This is a genomic window from Glycomyces mayteni (assembly GCF_042428885.1).
Classification (GTDB): Bacteria; Actinomycetota; Actinomycetes; order Mycobacteriales; family Micromonosporaceae; genus Glycomyces; species Glycomyces mayteni.
The window spans coordinates 61,282-77,761 of the sequence record NZ_JBHMBP010000004.1 but is presented as its reverse complement, the minus strand read 5'-3'; the positions used below and the strand labels follow the sequence as shown (position 1 = coordinate 77,761).

Genomic DNA, 16,480 nt, shown 5'->3' with positions numbered 1-16,480 from the left:
GTTATGGCTCGTTTCCGGATGTACCCGACGCAACAGCAGGAACATCAGATGCTGCTGCATTGCGCTCAAGCGCGGTACGTCTGGAACCTCGCAGTCGAGCAGCGGTCCTACTGGGCGCGGCACAAGGGGCCCACACCTCGGTATGTGGAGCTTGCGCGACAATTGACCGAGGCCCGAGCAGCGAGCGAATGGCTGAGAGAAGGCAACGCCGAAATTCAACAACAAGCGCTGCGCGACTTCGACCACACTGTTGCCCGCCGTTTCGCGCTGGGTCACGGGGAGCCGACCTGGCGCAAGCGCTACCGACACGAGGGTTTCCGGGTGATCGGCACCGACCGAGTCCCTGCATTCGAAGACGATGGCACCCCGAAGCTCAACGCCAAGGGCAAACAGGTCATGTCCCGGTCGGTCCGGGTCGAGCGGCTCAACCGTCGCTGGGCGAAAGTGAACGTGCCTGGCTGCGGTCAGGTCAGGTTCCGGCTCAACAAAAATCGGGGTCTCCCTGATGCGAAGACGTTCCGAGTGACCTTTCGCAACGGTCAATGGCATGCGGCATTCGCGGTCATGCCGGTTCCGAAACCGGCGCCCGGCACCGGCAAGATCATCGGAGTCGATCGCGGTGTGGTGATCACGGCCGCGCTTTCGGACGGGCGGACGTTCAACTGCCCGCAACTCACCGGGGCCGAACGGGCCCGGCACCGTAAGCACCAGCGCCGCGCTGCCCGCGCCCCGAAGAACTCTGACCAACGCGCTGCCGAGTATGCCAAGGCCGCGAAGATCAAGGCCAAGGAGGCTGCCCGGCGCCGCGACTGGGTTGAGAAGACTTCGACGACGCTCGCGACCGGGTTCGATGTGATCCGTTTCGAAAAGCTCAACATTAAGAACATGACCGGCTCCGCCAGAGGCACTGCGACAGAGCCGGGCCGAAATATCGCCGCCAAGTCCGGTCTCAACCGGGCGATCCTCGCTCAGGGCTGGGGTCTGCTCCGTTCCCGCACCGAGCAGAAAGCTCCTGGCCGAGTCGAAGATGTCCCGGCCCCCTACACGAGTCTGCGTTGCTCCGCATGCGGATGGATCGAGAAGCACTCGCGCAAGAGCCAAGCCGAGTTCTCCTGTGTCTCCTGCGGATTCGCGTGCAACGCCGACATCAATGCTGCCATCAACATCGCGGCAGGACATGCCGGAGGGACGACTCCGTGCCAGCGGGTGAACGTCCGTGAACCTCAACGTAATGGTTGGAATCCTCTCCCTCACGGGAGAGGAGGATGTCAAACTGCTCCTCCATCGCCGGTCAACCAAACTGGTCCTCCATCGCCGCGCTCGCCAGGGTCGTGACCGCCTTGAACACGCGGATCGCCTCGTACATCGTCGCCGACCCGTACCCGACCCGCCGCTCCCCGCACACCTCGACGCCCGGAACCACTGTCACCGCCCGCGCCAGATGGTCCGCGTCGAACTCGACCTCCACCCGGTGCGGGGCCGCCACCGGCTCGTGCCGCACCGCCAGCGCCGCCGCCGCGGCCGCGCCCGCGCTGATGAGCTCCGCGGACACCTCCGGAGGGAGGCACCGCGCCGCGTACCGCGACACGCACTCCTTCACCGCCACGCCGACCGCCTGCGGCGCATACCCTTCCGCGTCCTCCACGGCCTTGTCGTCCCCGATCACCATGATCACCGGGACCCCGAACTCCGCGGCCACCGCCGCGTTCAAGCGGCCCTCGCTCGCGCGCACCCCGTCGAGCCACACGCCCGTCACCGAGTTCGCCAGGTACGTGTGGGCCAGCACCCCTTCGGACCCCGCGCCCGCGTGGTAGCCCAGGAACACCACGCCGTCCACGTCCCGGTGCTGCACGCCCTCCATCATCGAGAGGTCCTTGTGCCGCCCCGTGATCATCGTCGCCCGCGGATCGAGCCGCTCCAGCAGCAGGTTCCGCATCGACCAGTGCGCCTCGTTCACCACCACTTCGTCGGCGCCCTGCATGAACAGGCCCTGCACCGCCGCGTTCACGTCACCGGTGAACACGGGCCGCATCCGCTCCCAGCCCGGCCCGCCCGGCAGGACGTCCTCCGGGCACGTCACGCCCGTGGCGCCCTCCATGTCGGCGCTGATGAGGATCTTCACACCGACATCCTCGCACGATCCAGATGGCACGCAACCAGATGCGGCTCCGCCTCCGAGCCCAGCACCGCCGGGTCCACGCCCTCGCACTGGTCCAGGACCTTCAGCGCGCCCCCCGACGCCACCTCCTGGCAGCGCGGCCGGAACCGGCACCCGCCCGGAATCCGCGACGCGTCCGGCAGCTCGCCCGCCAGCACGATCGGCTCCGCCACCGGAGAGTCCGGCAGCACCGACACCAAAGCCCGCGTGTACGGGTGCCGCGGCGCCGTGAGCACCTGCTCCACCGGCCCCTGCTCCACGATCCGCCCCAGGTACATGATCGCGATCCGGTCCGCGATGCTCCACGCCAGACCTAGGTCGTGCGTGATCACCAGAGCCCCCAGACCCGCGTCCTCCTTGAGCCGCAGCAGCAGCGAGAGGATCTCCCCGCGCACCGACGCGTCCAGCGACGCCACCGGCTCGTCCGCCACCAGGATGCTCGGCTCCAGCACCAGCGCCCCCGCGATCACCACGCGCTGGCGCTGACCGCCCGACAGCTCGTGCGGATACGCCAGGAAGAACCGCTCCGGCGGCCGCAGCCCCGCCCGCGACAGCGCCTCCGCCACCCGGCCCGGCTCGTCGTCGGTGATCCCGTGGATGCGCAGCCCCTCAGCAACCGCGTCGTACACCGTGTGCCGCGGATTCAACGCCCCCGACGGGTCCTGGAGCACCAGCTGCACCTGCCGCCGGTACGCCTTCAGCGCCTTCGTCGACCGCCCCAGCGGCACCCCGCCGAAGGCGACCTCGCCGCCCGTCGCCCGCTCCAGACCCAGCAGCGTCCGCGCCAGCGTCGTCTTCCCGCACCCCGACTCGCCCGCCAAAGCCACGATCTCGCCCGGCGCCACGTCCAGGTCCACCCCGTCCACCGCGCGCGCGACCCGCCCGCCCGGCAGACCGAACTCGACCCGCAGCTCCCGGGCCGTCAGCACCTTATCCAAGGACAACGGGCTCCCCCTCCTGGGCGACGAAGCACGCGGACAGCCGCGCGCCCTCCACTTGCAGCAACTCCGGCGACGCCTCCGCGCACCGCTCCACCGCCACCGCGCACCGCGGCCGGAACGAGCAGCCCTCCGGCAGCCGCCCCGGGTCCGGCGGATCGCCCGCCAGACCCCCCGGGTTGCGCCGCGACGCCGGGTCCCCGATCACCGGGAACGCCGCCCCCAGCGCCGCCGAGTACGGATGCCGCGCCCGCGCGAACACCTCGTGCGCCGGACCCTGCTCCACCACCCGGCCCGCGTACATCACCGCGGCCGTGTCGCACGTCGCGGAGAGCACCGACAGGTCGTGGCTGATCATGACCAGCCCCACCCCGCGCTCCTTCACCAGCCCCGAGATCAATTGCAGCACTTGGGCCTGCACCATCACGTCCAGCGCCGTCGTCGCCTCGTCGGCGATGATCAGGTCCGGATCGCACGCGAGCGCCATCGCGATCATGACGCGCTGGCGCTGGCCCCCCGACAGCTCGTGCGGGTACGACCGCAGCCGCGACGCCGGCAGCCCCACCCGCTCCAGCAGCGCCGCCGCGCGCTTCGCCGCTGCCGCGGCGCTCAATTCCCTATCGTGCACCAGCATCGGCTCGGCGACCTGCTTCCCGATGCGCTGCACCGCGTTCAACGAGTGCATCGCCCCCTGGAACACGATCGACGCGCCCGTCCACCGCACCGCCCGCAGCCGGCCCCACCCCATCGTGAGCAGGTCCTCCCCGTCGAGCAGGATCTCCCCGGTCACCTCCGCGGACTTCGGCAGCAGCCGCAGCACCGCCATCGCCAGCGTCGACTTCCCGCACCCCGACTCGCCCGCGACGCCGAGCACCTTCCCGGCCTCCACCTTCAGGTCCACGCCGCGCACGGCCGGGACCCGCCCGCGCGACCCCGTGTACGTGACGTGCACGTCCCGGAACTCCAAGAGCGTCATGCCTGCTCCCCTCGCAGCCTCGGGTTGAACACGGCCTCCAGGGCCCGCCCGCACATCATGAACGCGAGCACCACCAGCAGGATCGCCAGGCCCGGCGGCAGCAGATACCACCACGCGTGCGCCGACACCGCCCCGTTGTCGCTGGCCCGGTTGAGGATCGAACCCCACGACACCACGTTCGGGTCGCCCAGGCCCAGCCACGCGAGCGAGGACTCCATGAGGATCGCCGAGGGCACCAGCAGCGTCGCGCTGGCGAGCACGAGCGGCAGGACGTTCGGGATGATGTGCTTGGTCATCTGGTGCCAGTGCCCGGCGCCGAGCGCTCTGGCGCGCTCCAGGTACGGCCGGGCCTGGACGGTGAGCGTCTGCGCCCGCACGAGCCTGGTCGTCCCCGACCAGGAGACGAGCGCGATGACGAGGATCGTGGTGCCCATGCTGCGCCCGAGGACCGCCAGGAGCGCGATCGCGACGACGAGGCTGGGCAGCACCATGAACCAGTCGGAGATCCGCAGCGCGAACCAGCCGTAGGCGCCGCCGACGTGGCCGCTGGTGACGCCGACGGCGGTGCCGATGAGGATCGCGACCACCGTGGCGGTGAGTCCGATGAGGAGCGACAGGCGCGAGCCCCACAGCGTGAGCGCGAGGACCGAGCGGCCCACTTCGTCGGTGCCGAGCGGGAACTCCATGCTCGGGGGCTCCATGCGCCCGCCCGTGGCCTGCGTGACCGAGAGCGCCGACTCGTCGATGAGGACCGGCGCGCAGACCGCGAGGATCACGATGGCGCCCAGGAGGACCAGGCCGACCATGCCGGTCCGCTGGGCCCGGTACGCGGCCCACGACCGCGCGAAGGACTGCCGCCGCCGGGCCCATGCCAGGGCCCGCGGCGAGGTGGTGGGGGATGCCGTCATGACTTCCGAATCCGGGGGTCGATGAACCAGTAGAGGACCTCGGCGGCGAGCACCGCGATGATGGTCGAGGCCGAGAACAGCACGAACAGCGCCTGGAGGACGGGCCGGTCGGGGTAGAAGATCGCCTGCACGAACAGGCTCCCCAGGCCCGGCCAGGAGAACACCGCCTCGGTCACGATGGAGCCGTTGACGACCCCGCCGATCGCGAGGAACACCAGGGTCACCGTCGGCAGCAGGGCGTTCGGCACGGCGTGCCTGTCGCGCACCTCGTCGTCGCGCAGGCCCTTGGCCCGCGCGGTGGTGAGGTAGTCCGAGCCGATCTCGTCCAGGATGGACGAGCGCATGATCATGAGGTACCCGGCGTAGACCACCGCCGTGTACGTGAGCACCGGCAGCACCAGGTGGTGCGCGATGTCGAGCGCCTGCGGCCAGAACTGCGGCGGCGTGCTCGGCGAGCGCATCCCGTTGACCGGGAAGATCCCCATGTACCTGGCGAACACCAGGATGACGATCATGCCGAGCCAGAACGTCGGCGCCGAGTACAGCAGCAGTCCGGTGGCGACGTGGCCGCGGTCGTACCGGCTGCCCTGCCGCCAGCCCGAGCGCGTCCCGATCCACAGTCCGAGGACCACGGCGAGGACCATGCCCGTGCCCGAGAGCAGGAGCGTGGCCGGGAGCCGCTCCACGATGAGGTCGAAGATCGGGCGCCGGTACTGGAACGAGTCGCCGAGGTCCATCGTGAGCGTCCCGGTGATGTAGTCCCAGAACTGCTTCCACATGGGCTGGTCGAGCCCCATCTCGGCGCGCATCGCGGCCCGCTGCTCCGGCGAGACGGGCCGCTCGCGGGTGAGCTGGTCGATCGGGTCGCCGCCGATGAGCCGGAAGATGAAGAACGACGAGAACAGGACGAGCAGGAGCGACACGGCCGCCCCGCCGACGTGCTTGAGGAGGTAGCGCCCGAAGCCGGAGGAGGTCCGCCGCGCGCGCCGCCCCGCGGGCGGGGCCGAGGCGGCCCCGCCCGCGGGGAGTGGCACTTCGGTCATTCGCGCTCGTCCGCGGTGCTCTTGCGCCGCATCGCGAACCAGGCGCCGCCCGCCACGACCGCGACGACCGCCGCGCCGACGGCGATCCACACCCACACCGGGACGCCCGAGTCCTCGGTGGTCCCCGCCGGCTGCGCCGTGTAGTACGACCACGTGAAGCCCTGCTGGCCGGTGACCATGCCGCCGTCCGAGGGCTGCGTGGTCATGCCGGTGATCCGGTCGTGGTTGTACGCCTCCATGACGTTCTGGTAGTACAGGTAGATCACGGGCGTGTCCGCGTACATGATCGCCTGCTGCTCCTTGACGAGCTCGGCGCGCGCGTCGGGGTCGGACTCGACCTTCTGCTGCTCGTGGAGCGCGTCGAACTCGGGGTTGCAGTAGTTGTTCTCGCTGGAGCGCTCGGACCCGTCGGTGAGGGTCGGCAGGACCGCGCACGTGTGCATGCCGAGCTGCTCGGTCGGGTTGGGGCCCACGCCCCAGCCGGAGAAGGCGATGTCGAACTCGCCGAGGTAGGCCAGGTCGTTCAGGGCGCTCTGCTCGATCGCCTCGGGCACGACCTCGATGCCGATCTGGGCCCACCACTCGGTCGCGAACTGCGCGATCGTGGCGTACGCGGTGTTGTCGGCGTGCTGGTAGAACCGGAAGCTCAGCCGCTCGCCGGTGCCCGGCATGGTCCGCACCCCGTCGTCGCCGAGCGCGTAGCCAGCCTCGTCGAGCAGGGCGTTCGCGCCCTCGATGTCGAACCCGACGAGCTGGTCGCCGCCGTCCCAGTGGTACTGCTCGAAGATCGCCGGGATGATCGAGACCGCCGGGGTGCCGCTGCCGTCGAGGACGGTGTCCACGAGGGCCTGCTTGTCGAGCGCCATGTGCAGGGCCTGCCTGACGACCGGGTCCTTGAGCGCGGGGTGGCCGTCGCCGAACTCGGTGCCGTCCTGCGTCACCGAGTTGTAGTTGAGGGTCAGCGAGACGTACCGGCGGCCCTCCACGTCGTTGACGGTGACGTGGTCCTGCGATTGGAGCGCCTCGGTCTGGGCCGGGTTCAGGCCGCCCATCCCGTTGCCCACGATGTCGACCTCGCCGGCCTCCAGCGCGGCCACGGCCGCGTCGGTCTCGGTGTAGTAGTCGTAGACGACCTCGTCGAACCCGGGCGCGCCCTCCCAATAGGACTCGTTGGCCTCCAGGCGGATGAACTCGTCGGTCTGGTACTCGGTGACCTGGAACGGGCCGGAGCCGACCAGCGGGAGCTCGTTCGCGTCGTCCGCCGACGGGTCCGCGTAAGTGGACCAGACGTGCTCGGGGACGATGTAGACCTCGCGGGTGAGCACGTCCCACGGGGACGGCTCGGCGAGGGTGAGCACGAACGTGGTCTCGTCCGTCGCCTCCGCGGAGACGAGGTTCCCCGCGAAGTCGATGTTCCAGTCGTGGATCGCCTGGTTCTCGATGAGCAGGCCGTACGTGTACGCCACGTCCTCGGCCGTCAGCGGCTCGCCGTCGGACCACGTCGCGCCGTCGCGGATCGTGAACGTCCAGGTGAGACCGTCCTCGGACTCCTCCCACTCGGTCGCCAGGCCCGGCTCGGGCTCGTAGTCCGCGCCGATGCGCACGAGCGTCTCGTACGTCATCATGCTGGTCTCGTACGTGATCACGAACCGCCGCTTGAACGGGTTGAAGGTGTCGACCTCCTGGTTCGTGGCGATGAGGAGGGTGTCCTTGTCCTCTTCTTGGGCCGCCGCACCGGGGGCGGCCACGGCCAGCGCTCCGGCCGACATCAGGAGCGCGGCCGCGGCGGCCAGTAGCCGCCGCTTCAGGGCATGGGGATTCATGGGGTGCAGGTCCTCGCATTCGGTTCCGGGCGCCTGGCGGCTCCGCGCGCGTGCAATCGCCGCGGGCCTCAGATGTACCGGACAGCATGACGGAACTCTTCTTGAGTTGTCAACGATGTGAAGAAAGTTTTCATTGCTGCAACATGGGGCCTCCGCGAACTCCTGCGAACCCCCTCTGTGCACCGTCCGCTTCCAGTAGATTCGGCTGACTACTGTCGGTGTTGCGGAGGTCACGGTGTGGAACTGGCTTGAGGACTCGATGGTCGCCCACCCCGAGATCGCGATCTTCCTCGCGCTGGGCCTCGGGTTCTTCGTCGGCAAGCTGAAGATCAAGGGCATCGCCCTCGGGCCGGTCACCGGGACGCTCCTCGCGGGCGTCCTCGTCGGCATCGTCTTCTCCGGCGTGGACATCCCCGACCTCGTCAAGACCGTCGCGTTCGTGGCCTTCCTGTTCGCCCTCGGCTACAACGTCGGCCCCCAGTTCTTCGCGGGCCTCAAGGGCGACGGCCTCAAGCAGGTGCTCCTGGCGGTCATCAACTGCGTCTTCGGCCTCGGCGTCGTCATCGTCCTCGCCAAGCTCCTCGGCTACGGCCCCGGCTGGGGCGCCGGGCTCCTCGCGGGCGGCCTCACCCAGTCCGCGGTCATCGGCGTCGCCGACTCCGCGATCAGCGCGCTCCCCGGGCTCAGCGCCGACGACATCAAGGAGATGGAGTCGCAGGTCGCCGTCGGGTACGCCGTCTGCTACCTGTTCGGCACGGCCGCGGCGGCGTTCTTCCTGTCGACGCTCGCCCCGCGGATGCTCGGCTCCAAGGACCTCGCCGCCGACGCCCACGAGCTGGAGAAGCAGCTCGGCGTCGCCAAGGAGCCGGGCATCGGCCCGGCCTACTACTCGGTGGTCCGCCGCTCCTACCGCGTCACCGGCGGCTCGGTCGTCGGCCGCACCGTCGGCGACCTCGAACGCCGCGCCGAGGACCTGGGCCACCGCATCATGTTCCACGACCTGCGCCGCGGCACCACCGTGCAGGCCGTCAAGCCCTCCACCGTCATCGAGGCCGGCGACGTGGTGACGCTCGCGGCCCGCCGCCCCGACCTCGTCGCCCTCAGCGTCGACCAGTGGGGCGAGGAGGTGGACGACGAGGAGCTGCTGGACTACCAGGTCGAGACGCTCGCGATCGTCATCACCAGCAAGAAGCTCGCGGGCCAGAAGATCGGCCCGGCCTTCGCCGAGCACGCCCCGCGCCTGTTCGTCACCAAAGTGGTCCGCGGCGGCCAGGAGATCCCCTGGAGCGACGACACGGTCATCCACGGCGGCGACGAGATCTCCGTCCAGGGCGGCAAAGAAGAGGTCGAGGCGGTCGTGGGCGACCTCGGCTACCCCAACCGCGCGTCCGACGCCACCGACATGTCCTATGTGGGCTTCGGCATCGTCGTCGGCGCGCTCATCGGCGTCCCGACCATCGCCGTCGCGGGCGCGGACATCGGCCTGACGACCTCCGGCGGCGCGCTCATCATGGGCCTCGTCTTCGGCTGGCTGCGCGCGAAGTCGCCCACGTTCGGGCAGTTCCCGCCCGCCGCGAACTGGATGCTCTCCACCGGCGGCCTGTGCATGTTCGTGGGCATCGTCGGCATCATGGCCGGGCCCGACTTTATCTCCGGCGTCAAGTCCGAGGGCCTGAGCCTGGTGTTCGCGGGCCTGGTCGTGACGCTCCTGCCGATGCTGCTGACCATGTTCCTCGGCAAGTGGCTGTTCAAGATCCCCGTGCCGGTCAACCTCGGCATCACCGCGGGCGCGAACACCACGACCGCGTCGATCGGCGCGATCACCGACACCGCCAAGAGCCAGGTCCCCGTCCTCGGCTACACGATCCCGTACGCCATCGGCAACGTGCTGCTGACGATCTGGGGCGCGGTCATCGTGGCCGTCCTCGCCTGAACCGCCTGACCCGCAATGAAAGGGAACGCCATGACCACGGTCGACCGCGACGAAGAACGCCGCCTCGAAGGGCTCAGCCCCTTCGAGCTGAAGAACCGGCTCATCGAGCTGGCCGGGGAGAACGAGAAGGCCAACGCGCTCGCCATGGTCAACGCCGGCCGCGGCAACCCCAACTGGACGGCGACTGCGCCGCGCGACGCGTTCTTCCTCCTGGGCCAGTTCGCGGTCACCGAGACCCGCCGCGACTGGGACGAGTTCGACTCGTTCGGCGGGATGCCGCAGTCCGACGGGATCGCCGCGCGCCTGGGCGACTACCTCAAGGCCAACGCCTCCGCGCCCGGCGCCGAGGCCCTCGGCCGCTACGTCGCGTACGGCACCGACACGCTCGGCTTCGACGCCGACGACTGGGTGGGCGAGCTGGCGGACGCGATCATCGGCGACCACTACCCGGTCCCCGACCGGATGCTCGTCCACGCCGAGAAGGTCGTCCACGCCTACCTCGACGCGGAGATGGGCGGCGCGCCCAAGGGCGGCTGGGACCTGTACGCGGTCGAGGGCGGCACCGCCGCCATGTGCTACCTGTTCGACTCCGCGCAGGTCAACGGCCTGCTCCACCGCGGCGACCGGATCGCGCTCATGGTCCCGATCTTCACGCCGTACCTGGAGATCCCGCTGCTCGACCGGTACGCGTTCGACATCGTCTCGCTGGAGGCCTCGACCACCAGCGAGGAGGGCATCCACACCTGGCAGTACCCCGACAGCGAGATCGACAAGCTCAAGGACCCCTCGATCAAGGCGCTGTTCCTGGTCAACCCGTCGAACCCGCCGTCGGTGAAGCTCGCCGAGGCCACCTTGGAGCGCATCCGCGACATCGTCGCGAACGACAACCCGGGCCTGACGATCATCACCGACGACGTATACGGCACCTTCACGAACGGGTTCACCTCGCTCATGTCGAGCCAGGCCGCCAACACCATCGGCGTCTACTCGTTCTCGAAGTACTTCGGCTGCACGGGATGGCGCCTCGGCGTCATCGCCATCGCGAAGGACAACGTCTTCGACCAGCGCATCGCCGCGCTCGAAGAGACCCGCACCGCCGCGCTGCGCGAGCGGTACGCGTCGATCACGCTCGAACCCGAGAAGCTCAAGTTCATCGACCGCATCGTGGCCGACTCCCGGGCCGTGGCGCTCAACCACACCGCGGGCCTGTCGACCCCGCAGCAGGTCCAGATGGTCCTGTTCTCGCTCCACTGCCTCACCGACGCCGAGAACCGGTACAAGCAGGACTGCCAGGCCGTCATCGCCCGGCGCCTCAAGCAGCTCGTGGAGGGCCTCGACGTGCCCTACCCCGACGACGCCGAGGCCGCGCACTACTACGTGGAGCTCGACCTGCTGAGCTGGGCGAGCCGCAACTGGGGCCCGGAGTTCGCCGACTGGATGCAGGCGAACTACGAGCCGGTGGACCCGATCTTCCGCCTCGCGCAGGAGGAGTCGGTCGTCCTGCTCAACGGCGGCGGCTTCGACGGCCCCGAGTGGTCGGTCCGCGTCTCCATGGCGAACCTCCGCATGGACGCCTACAAGCGGATCGGCGCGGCCCTGCGCCGCATCGGCGACGAGTACCACGAGGCGTTCCAGCAGAGCCGCAGGTAAGGGGGAGGGGCGATGGACTGGATCAAGTCGACACTGGAGTCGACCCCCGAGATCGCGCTGTTCGTGTGCCTGGCGCTCGGGTTCGCGCTCGGCCGGGTGAAGATCTGGAAGATCTCGCTCGGCGGCGTCGCGGGCACGCTCATCGTGGCGATCTTCCTCGGGATGGTCGCCGACATCGAGCTGAACGACCAGGTGAAGACGATCGCGTTCGCGCTGTTCATCTTCACGCTCGGGTACATCTCGGGGCCGACGTTCTTCGCCAGCCTCAACCGCAAGAGCCTGCGCTACGCCACGTTCACGGGCATCGAGGTGGTCTCGGTCCTCGCGATCACGGCTGCCGCGGTGCTCATCATGAACCTCGACGTCGGCACCGCCGCGGGCCTGCTCGCGGGCGGCGCGACCGAGTCCGCGGCGGTCGGCACCGCGACCGACGCCATCGGCCGCCTCGACCTGTCCGCGAGCGAGATCGCGACGCTCCAGGCGAACGTGGGCACCGCGTACTCGATCTCCTACATCTGCGGGCTCATCACGATCGTGCTCCTGTCGAGCCAGTTCTTCCCGCTGATGATGCGCGTGAACCTGCGCGAGGAGGCCGCGAAGCTGTGGGCCAAGCTCGGCGGCGCGACCGACGACGCGACGGCCGCGCCCGCGGCCCCGCCGATCGTCGGCCGCGAGTACCTCGTGTCGGCCGCCGCGGGGCGGACCGTCGCCGAGCTCCAGTCGGACCTCGGCGAGGCCACCGTGGAGGAGGTCTCCCGCGGGGGCGCGGCCGTCAAGGTCGAGCCGGGCACCCGGCTCGCCCAGGGCGACAAGGTGCTCCTGGTGGGCCGCCGCGAGTCGCTCGTGGGCGCCGCCGCCCACGTCGGCACGGAGGTGAACCTCGACGAGTCGATGGGCATGAGCCTCGACCTCGCCGACGTCGTCGTGACCCGCAAGGGCTACAAGGCGTCCACGCTCGGGGACATCCGCCGCGACTTCGAGGACGAGCGCCAGGGCGTGTTCCTCCAGCGGATCACCCGCGGCGACCACGAGCTGCCGGTCCAGCCCAAGACGCTCATCCAGCGCGGCGACACGCTGCGCCTGGCGGGCGCGGCGCGGGACATGCAGCGCGCGGTCCCCATGATCGGCTTCCGCATCGACCCGAAGGTCACCTTCGACATGGTGTTCATCGCGGTCGGCGTGGTCCTGGGCTTCCTCATCGGCATGCTGGTGTGGACCGTGGGCACGATCCCGCTGACGCTCGGCACGGGCGGCGGCTGCCTCCTGGCGGGCCTCCTGTTCGGATGGATCCGCTCGAAGCGGCCCACGTTCGGCCAGTACGACTCCGGCGCGGCCGACGTCATCAAGACGCTCGGCCTCGCCACGTTCATCTGCGCGGTCGGCCTGTCCTCGGGCCCGCAGGCCGTGGCGCTGGTGAAGGAGTTCGGGATCGGCCTGCCGATCGCGGGCGTCTGCATGACCGCCATCCCGGCGTTCATCTCGCTGTTCGTGGCCTGGAAGGTCATGAAGCTCCCGGCGCCGCTGACGCTCGGCGCCGTCACCGGCCAGCAGTGCTCCACGCCCGGCGTCACCGCCGTGCAGGGCGCCGCGGGCAACGCGACGCCGCTCATGGCCTACACGATCGTCTACGCCTTCTCGAACGTCGTCCTGCCGCTGCTGGGCCCGATCGTCGTGGCGATGGCCCATGCGATCGGCTAGAGGCTCCAGGCCCCGTTCGTGTTCAGCATGATCGAGTACACCGAGTCGGTGGCGGTGATGAAGAGCCGGTTGCGCTTCGGCCCGCCGAAGACCAGGTTGGACACGGCGGGCTGGGGGACCTGGAGGGTCGCCAGGCGCGTCCCGTCGGGGTCGAAGCAGGAGACGGCCGCCGCGGCGGCCCACACGCGGCCCGCGACGTCGGTGCGGAGGCCGTCGAAGTGCCCGCCGGGGGACTCGGCGAACACCGCGCCGCCGCTGAGGCGCCCGTCCTCGACCGCGAAGGACCGGATGTGGCCGCCCATGGTGTCGGCGATGTAGAGGGTCCGCTCGTCGGGGGAGAACGCGAGCCCGTTGGGCCGCTGGAAGTCGTCGGCCACCCGCGTCACCGCGCCGGTGGCGGGGTCGACGCGGTACACGTGGCACCCGTCGATCTCCGGCTCGGCCCGGTGGCCCTCGTAGTCGCTGGTGATCCCGTAGGGCGGGTCGGTGAACCACACGGCGCCCCGCGAATCCACCACGACGTCGTTGGGGCTGTTGAACCGCTTCCCGTCCCACCGGTCGGCGAGCACGGTGACGCTCCCGTCGAGCTCGGTGCGGGAGACGCGCCGCCGCCCGTGCTCGCAGGAGACGAGGCGGCCCTGCCGGTCGAGGGTGTGGCCGTTCGTGTAGCCCGCGGGGGAGCGGAAGACGCTGACGGAGCCGTCGGTCTCGTCCCAGCGCATGATCCGGTCGTTCGGGATGTCGCTGAACAGCAGGTACCTGCCGGACGGGACGTAGACGGGGCCCTCGGTCCAGCGCCCGCCGGAGAAGAGGCACTCAAGGTAGTCGTCGCCGGCGACGTTGAACCGGTCGTCGTGCACCGCGAAGCTCACTGGTGTCTTGCTCAACGGGAACCTCCTGGGGTCGCAGTCGTCTCGACCCCGAACCTACGGTATTGATAATTTTCGATTTATTGGCGTCCGTTGCATTGTGTCCTCCCGTGTTACCGCTCTACCCTGAGGTCACCGCGCCGGGAACGGCCCGGCCGCCCTCACAGACGGGAACTCGATCATGGGACCGGCACTCCCCAAGCACCGCAGGCGAAGACTGGGCATGGTCCTGGCGGGCGTCGCCGCCGTGGCGACCGCCGCCAGCCTCGCCACGTTCGCCATGAACCCGGCGTCCGCGCAGACCGCGGGCTGCGCCGTCGAATACCAGGTCACGGCCCAGTGGCCGGGCGGCTTCAACGCCGACGTGGAGGTCGCGAACCTCGGCGCGGCCGCGGTCGAGCCGTGGCGCCTCGAATGGGACTTCGCGAACGGCCAGCAGGTCGCGAACGCCTGGAACGCCACGGCGACCCAGTCCGGCGCGCACGTCACGGCCCTGGCCGTGGACTACAACAAGCGCCTCGCCCCGAGCGCGTCGGTGAGCTTCGGCTTCTCCGGCACCACCTCCGGCAGCGCCAACGCCGTGCCGACCTCGTTCACGCTCAACGGGGTCCGGTGCACCGGCGACGCGGTCCCGACCTCGGCCCCGCCGACGACCGCCACCCCGACCGCGGGCCCGACCGGCGGCACCGGCCAGGACGAGTGGAACCCGCCCTCGAACCTGGTCCAGCCGCTGAACGAGGTGTGGGACCACGTCGAGGACACGTACAACCTGAACTTCCGCAACTTCGGGTGGGACCAGGTCATGGCCACCGGCGGCAAGATCAACTACTGCGTCCGCTGGGACTCGGCGAACCCGGTCACGGCCCAGACCCGCGACCAGATCGCGGCGAAGCTCCAGGACCAGTACGACCGGTGGTTCGACCAGATGGCGGGCTGGAACGAGTGGCCCTTCGACGAGATCGAGGTCAACGTGGTCGGCTGGGCCGCCCGCGACCGGAGCCTCCTCCAGTGGAGCGACAACTCCGTGGACGTCTACATCGGGGACATCCGCGAGGACGCCCCGCAGTGCTCGGAGGCGTGCGGCCGCTTCTTCCACCAGGACGGCAACTATGCGCAGTGCCCGGGCGGCGCGGCGCGCCACTACGACCAGAGCCTGTGGCTGACGCAGGGCATGGGCGGCGGCGCGGGCGGCGACTGGGGCCAGCGCATGGGCCAGGAGTACTTCGTGGGCGCCCTGAACTCGGCGCAGATCCACATCTACCTGCACGAGCTCGGCCACACGTTCGGCCTGGACGACTTCTACGACTGGACGCCGACCGGCCAGTGCTGCTTCATCATGAAGGCGGGCTCCTCGACCACGATCACCGCGTTCGACCAGTGGATGCTCCGCGACTGGTGGCGCCACTTGAAGAGCAGGTACGGCTACTAGTACCCCTGAGCATTCCTCCGACGACGGCGGCGGGTCCGGAAGGCCCGCCGCCGTCCCCTGTGCGCACGCGTTCCGCTTCCCACTCCGCGAGTGGTGTCGGTCCCGATCTGGTCGGCAAGAGCCGATAGTGTTTAGCATTGTCGAACGCGGCCGTTTTTCGGAGCCGCTGGCGGACGGGACCGGAACGGAGGCGGGGGATGGCCAAGAACATCCAGTCGCTGGAGCGCGCGGCGGCGATGCTGCGCCTGCTCGCGGGCGGCGAGCGCCGCCTCGGCCTGTCCGACATCGCCTCGGCGCTGGGCCTGGCGAAGGCCACCGCGCACGGCATCCTGCGGACCCTCCAGCACGAGGGCTTCGTGGAGCAGGACCCCGACTCGGGCCGCTACCAGCTCGGCGCGGAGCTGCTGCGCCTGGGCACGACGTACCTCGACGTCCACGAGCTGCGCGCCCGCGCGCTCGTGTGGACCGACGACCTGGCCCGCTCGGGCGGCGAGGCGGTCTACCTCGGGGTGGTCCACAAGCAGGGCGTCCTCATCGTCCACCACGTGTTCCGGCCCGACGACAGCCGCCAGGTCCTGGAGGTCGGCGCGATGCAGCCGATGCACTCCACGGCCCTGGGGAAGGTGCTCACGGCCCTCGACCCGGTGGCGCACGCCGAGCTGGTGGACGCCAAGCGCGAGCCGTTCACGGCCGCGACGGTGACCGAGCTGCCCGACATCGAGCGGGTCCTGGAGGCGACCCGCGCCCAGGGGTACGCCACCGACCTGGAGGAGACCTGGGAGGGCGTGGCCTCGGTGGCCGCGCCGATCCTCGACCGGCACCGCCTCCCGGTGGGCGCGGTCGGCATTACCGGCGCCGTCGAGCGCGTGTGCAGGGACGGGGAGCTGCGCCAGGAGCTCGTGGCGGCGGTCCGCGACACCGCGCGCTCGGTCTCGCGCGATCTCGGGGCCAAGCCCTTCTAGCGTTCCGTCCATTTCCTCCACTTTCCTGCGGCCCCCATGTGATCCTGGTATGCCTGTCTTGCAGGCGTTTCCCATGGTTCTCAGGAGGAGGTG

General features: G+C 70.0%; 13 protein-coding genes. 6 read left to right on the top strand and 7 right to left on the bottom strand.

Going from position 1 to position 16,480, the window contains the following annotated elements:
- Positions 1-3: 3 nt before the first annotated feature.
- On the top strand, positions 4-1,335 hold the full coding sequence (locus ACFFXY_RS15545; RefSeq protein ID WP_382352226.1) for an RNA-guided endonuclease InsQ/TnpB family protein: 1,332 nt from the start codon (positions 4-6) through the stop codon (positions 1,333-1,335).
- Here the strand turns inward: ACFFXY_RS15545 and ACFFXY_RS15540 are convergent.
- From ACFFXY_RS15540 to ACFFXY_RS15515, 6 genes are read right to left on the bottom strand one after another with little or no spacing between them, the layout of a single operon-like run.
- On the bottom strand, positions 1,292-2,122 hold the full coding sequence (locus tag ACFFXY_RS15540; protein WP_382352223.1) for a M55 family metallopeptidase: 831 nt from the start codon (positions 2,120-2,122) through the stop codon (positions 1,292-1,294). The genes ACFFXY_RS15545 and ACFFXY_RS15540 overlap by 44 nt on opposite strands.
- The gene (locus ACFFXY_RS15535; RefSeq protein WP_382352220.1) at positions 2,119-3,096 is read right to left on the bottom strand and encodes an ABC transporter ATP-binding protein; all 978 of its coding nucleotides are present in this window, start codon (positions 3,094-3,096) and stop codon (positions 2,119-2,121) included. The genes ACFFXY_RS15540 and ACFFXY_RS15535 overlap by 4 nt, the downstream gene beginning before the upstream one ends.
- A complete protein-coding gene (locus ACFFXY_RS15530) occupies positions 3,089-4,072 on the bottom strand; it encodes an ABC transporter ATP-binding protein (protein ID WP_382352217.1) in 984 nt (327 codons plus the stop codon). The genes ACFFXY_RS15535 and ACFFXY_RS15530 overlap by 8 nt, the downstream gene beginning before the upstream one ends.
- On the bottom strand, positions 4,069-4,980 hold the full coding sequence (locus ACFFXY_RS15525; RefSeq protein WP_382352214.1) for an ABC transporter permease: 912 nt from the start codon (positions 4,978-4,980) through the stop codon (positions 4,069-4,071). The genes ACFFXY_RS15530 and ACFFXY_RS15525 overlap by 4 nt, the downstream gene beginning before the upstream one ends.
- Positions 4,977-6,023, bottom strand: a complete 1,047-nt coding sequence (locus ACFFXY_RS15520) for an ABC transporter permease (RefSeq protein WP_382352212.1) — start codon at positions 6,021-6,023, stop codon at positions 4,977-4,979. The genes ACFFXY_RS15525 and ACFFXY_RS15520 overlap by 4 nt, the downstream gene beginning before the upstream one ends.
- The gene (locus ACFFXY_RS15515) at positions 6,020-7,846 is read right to left on the bottom strand and encodes an ABC transporter substrate-binding protein (RefSeq protein WP_382352209.1); all 1,827 of its coding nucleotides are present in this window, start codon (positions 7,844-7,846) and stop codon (positions 6,020-6,022) included. The genes ACFFXY_RS15520 and ACFFXY_RS15515 overlap by 4 nt, the downstream gene beginning before the upstream one ends.
- 235 nt (positions 7,847-8,081) lie before the next feature.
- Between ACFFXY_RS15515 and aspT (ACFFXY_RS15510) the strand changes: the two genes are divergently transcribed.
- Genes aspT (ACFFXY_RS15510) through aspT (ACFFXY_RS15500) form a run of 3 tightly spaced genes read left to right on the top strand, consistent with a single transcriptional unit; the run spans position 8,082 to position 13,127 of the window.
- Positions 8,082-9,779: an aspartate-alanine antiporter gene (gene aspT / locus ACFFXY_RS15510; protein ID WP_382352206.1), complete on the top strand. Its 1,698-nt coding sequence runs from the start codon at positions 8,082-8,084 to the stop codon at positions 9,777-9,779.
- 30 nt (positions 9,780-9,809) lie between these two features.
- The gene (locus ACFFXY_RS15505; RefSeq protein WP_382352203.1) at positions 9,810-11,429 is read left to right on the top strand and encodes a bifunctional aspartate transaminase/aspartate 4-decarboxylase; all 1,620 of its coding nucleotides are present in this window, start codon (positions 9,810-9,812) and stop codon (positions 11,427-11,429) included.
- A 12-nt stretch (positions 11,430-11,441) separates the two neighbouring features.
- A complete protein-coding gene (gene aspT, locus ACFFXY_RS15500) occupies positions 11,442-13,127 on the top strand; it encodes an aspartate-alanine antiporter (RefSeq protein WP_382352200.1) in 1,686 nt (561 codons plus the stop codon).
- Here aspT (ACFFXY_RS15500) and ACFFXY_RS15495 read toward each other — a convergent pair.
- Entirely contained in the window at positions 13,124-14,014 is an 891-nt protein-coding gene (locus ACFFXY_RS15495) for an SMP-30/gluconolactonase/LRE family protein (RefSeq protein ID WP_382352197.1), read from the bottom strand. The genes aspT (ACFFXY_RS15500) and ACFFXY_RS15495 overlap by 4 nt on opposite strands.
- A 163-nt stretch (positions 14,015-14,177) precedes the next feature.
- Here ACFFXY_RS15495 and ACFFXY_RS15490 point away from each other — a divergent pair, with 163 nt between their 5' ends.
- Positions 14,178-15,425: a cellulose-binding domain-containing protein gene (locus ACFFXY_RS15490; protein WP_382352194.1), complete on the top strand. Its 1,248-nt coding sequence runs from the start codon at positions 14,178-14,180 to the stop codon at positions 15,423-15,425.
- A 197-nt stretch (positions 15,426-15,622) separates the two neighbouring features.
- The gene (locus ACFFXY_RS15485; RefSeq protein WP_382352191.1) at positions 15,623-16,387 is read left to right on the top strand and encodes an IclR family transcriptional regulator; all 765 of its coding nucleotides are present in this window, start codon (positions 15,623-15,625) and stop codon (positions 16,385-16,387) included.
- The last annotated feature ends 93 nt before the right edge of the window (positions 16,388-16,480 follow it).

What these genes read in the sequence shown, in the direction of transcription:
- ACFFXY_RS15545 (WP_382352226.1), top strand. Translation starts at nt 4, where the DNA reads ATGGCTCGTTTCCGGATGTACCCGACGCAACAGCAGGAACATCAGATG.
- ACFFXY_RS15525 (WP_382352214.1), bottom strand. Translation starts at nt 4,980, where the DNA reads ATGACGGCATCCCCCACCACCTCGCCGCGGGCCCTGGCATGGGCCCGG.
- ACFFXY_RS15515 (WP_382352209.1), bottom strand. Translation starts at nt 7,846, where the DNA reads ATGAATCCCCATGCCCTGAAGCGGCGGCTACTGGCCGCCGCGGCCGCG.
- ACFFXY_RS15520 (WP_382352212.1), bottom strand. Translation starts at nt 6,023, where the DNA reads ATGACCGAAGTGCCACTCCCCGCGGGCGGGGCCGCCTCGGCCCCGCCC.
- ACFFXY_RS15485 (WP_382352191.1), top strand. Translation starts at nt 15,623, where the DNA reads ATGGCCAAGAACATCCAGTCGCTGGAGCGCGCGGCGGCGATGCTGCGC.
- ACFFXY_RS15505 (WP_382352203.1), top strand. Translation starts at nt 9,810, where the DNA reads ATGACCACGGTCGACCGCGACGAAGAACGCCGCCTCGAAGGGCTCAGC.
- ACFFXY_RS15530 (WP_382352217.1), bottom strand. Translation starts at nt 4,072, where the DNA reads ATGACGCTCTTGGAGTTCCGGGACGTGCACGTCACGTACACGGGGTCG.
- ACFFXY_RS15490 (WP_382352194.1), top strand. Translation starts at nt 14,178, where the DNA reads ATGGGACCGGCACTCCCCAAGCACCGCAGGCGAAGACTGGGCATGGTC.
- aspT (WP_382352200.1), top strand. Translation starts at nt 11,442, where the DNA reads ATGGACTGGATCAAGTCGACACTGGAGTCGACCCCCGAGATCGCGCTG.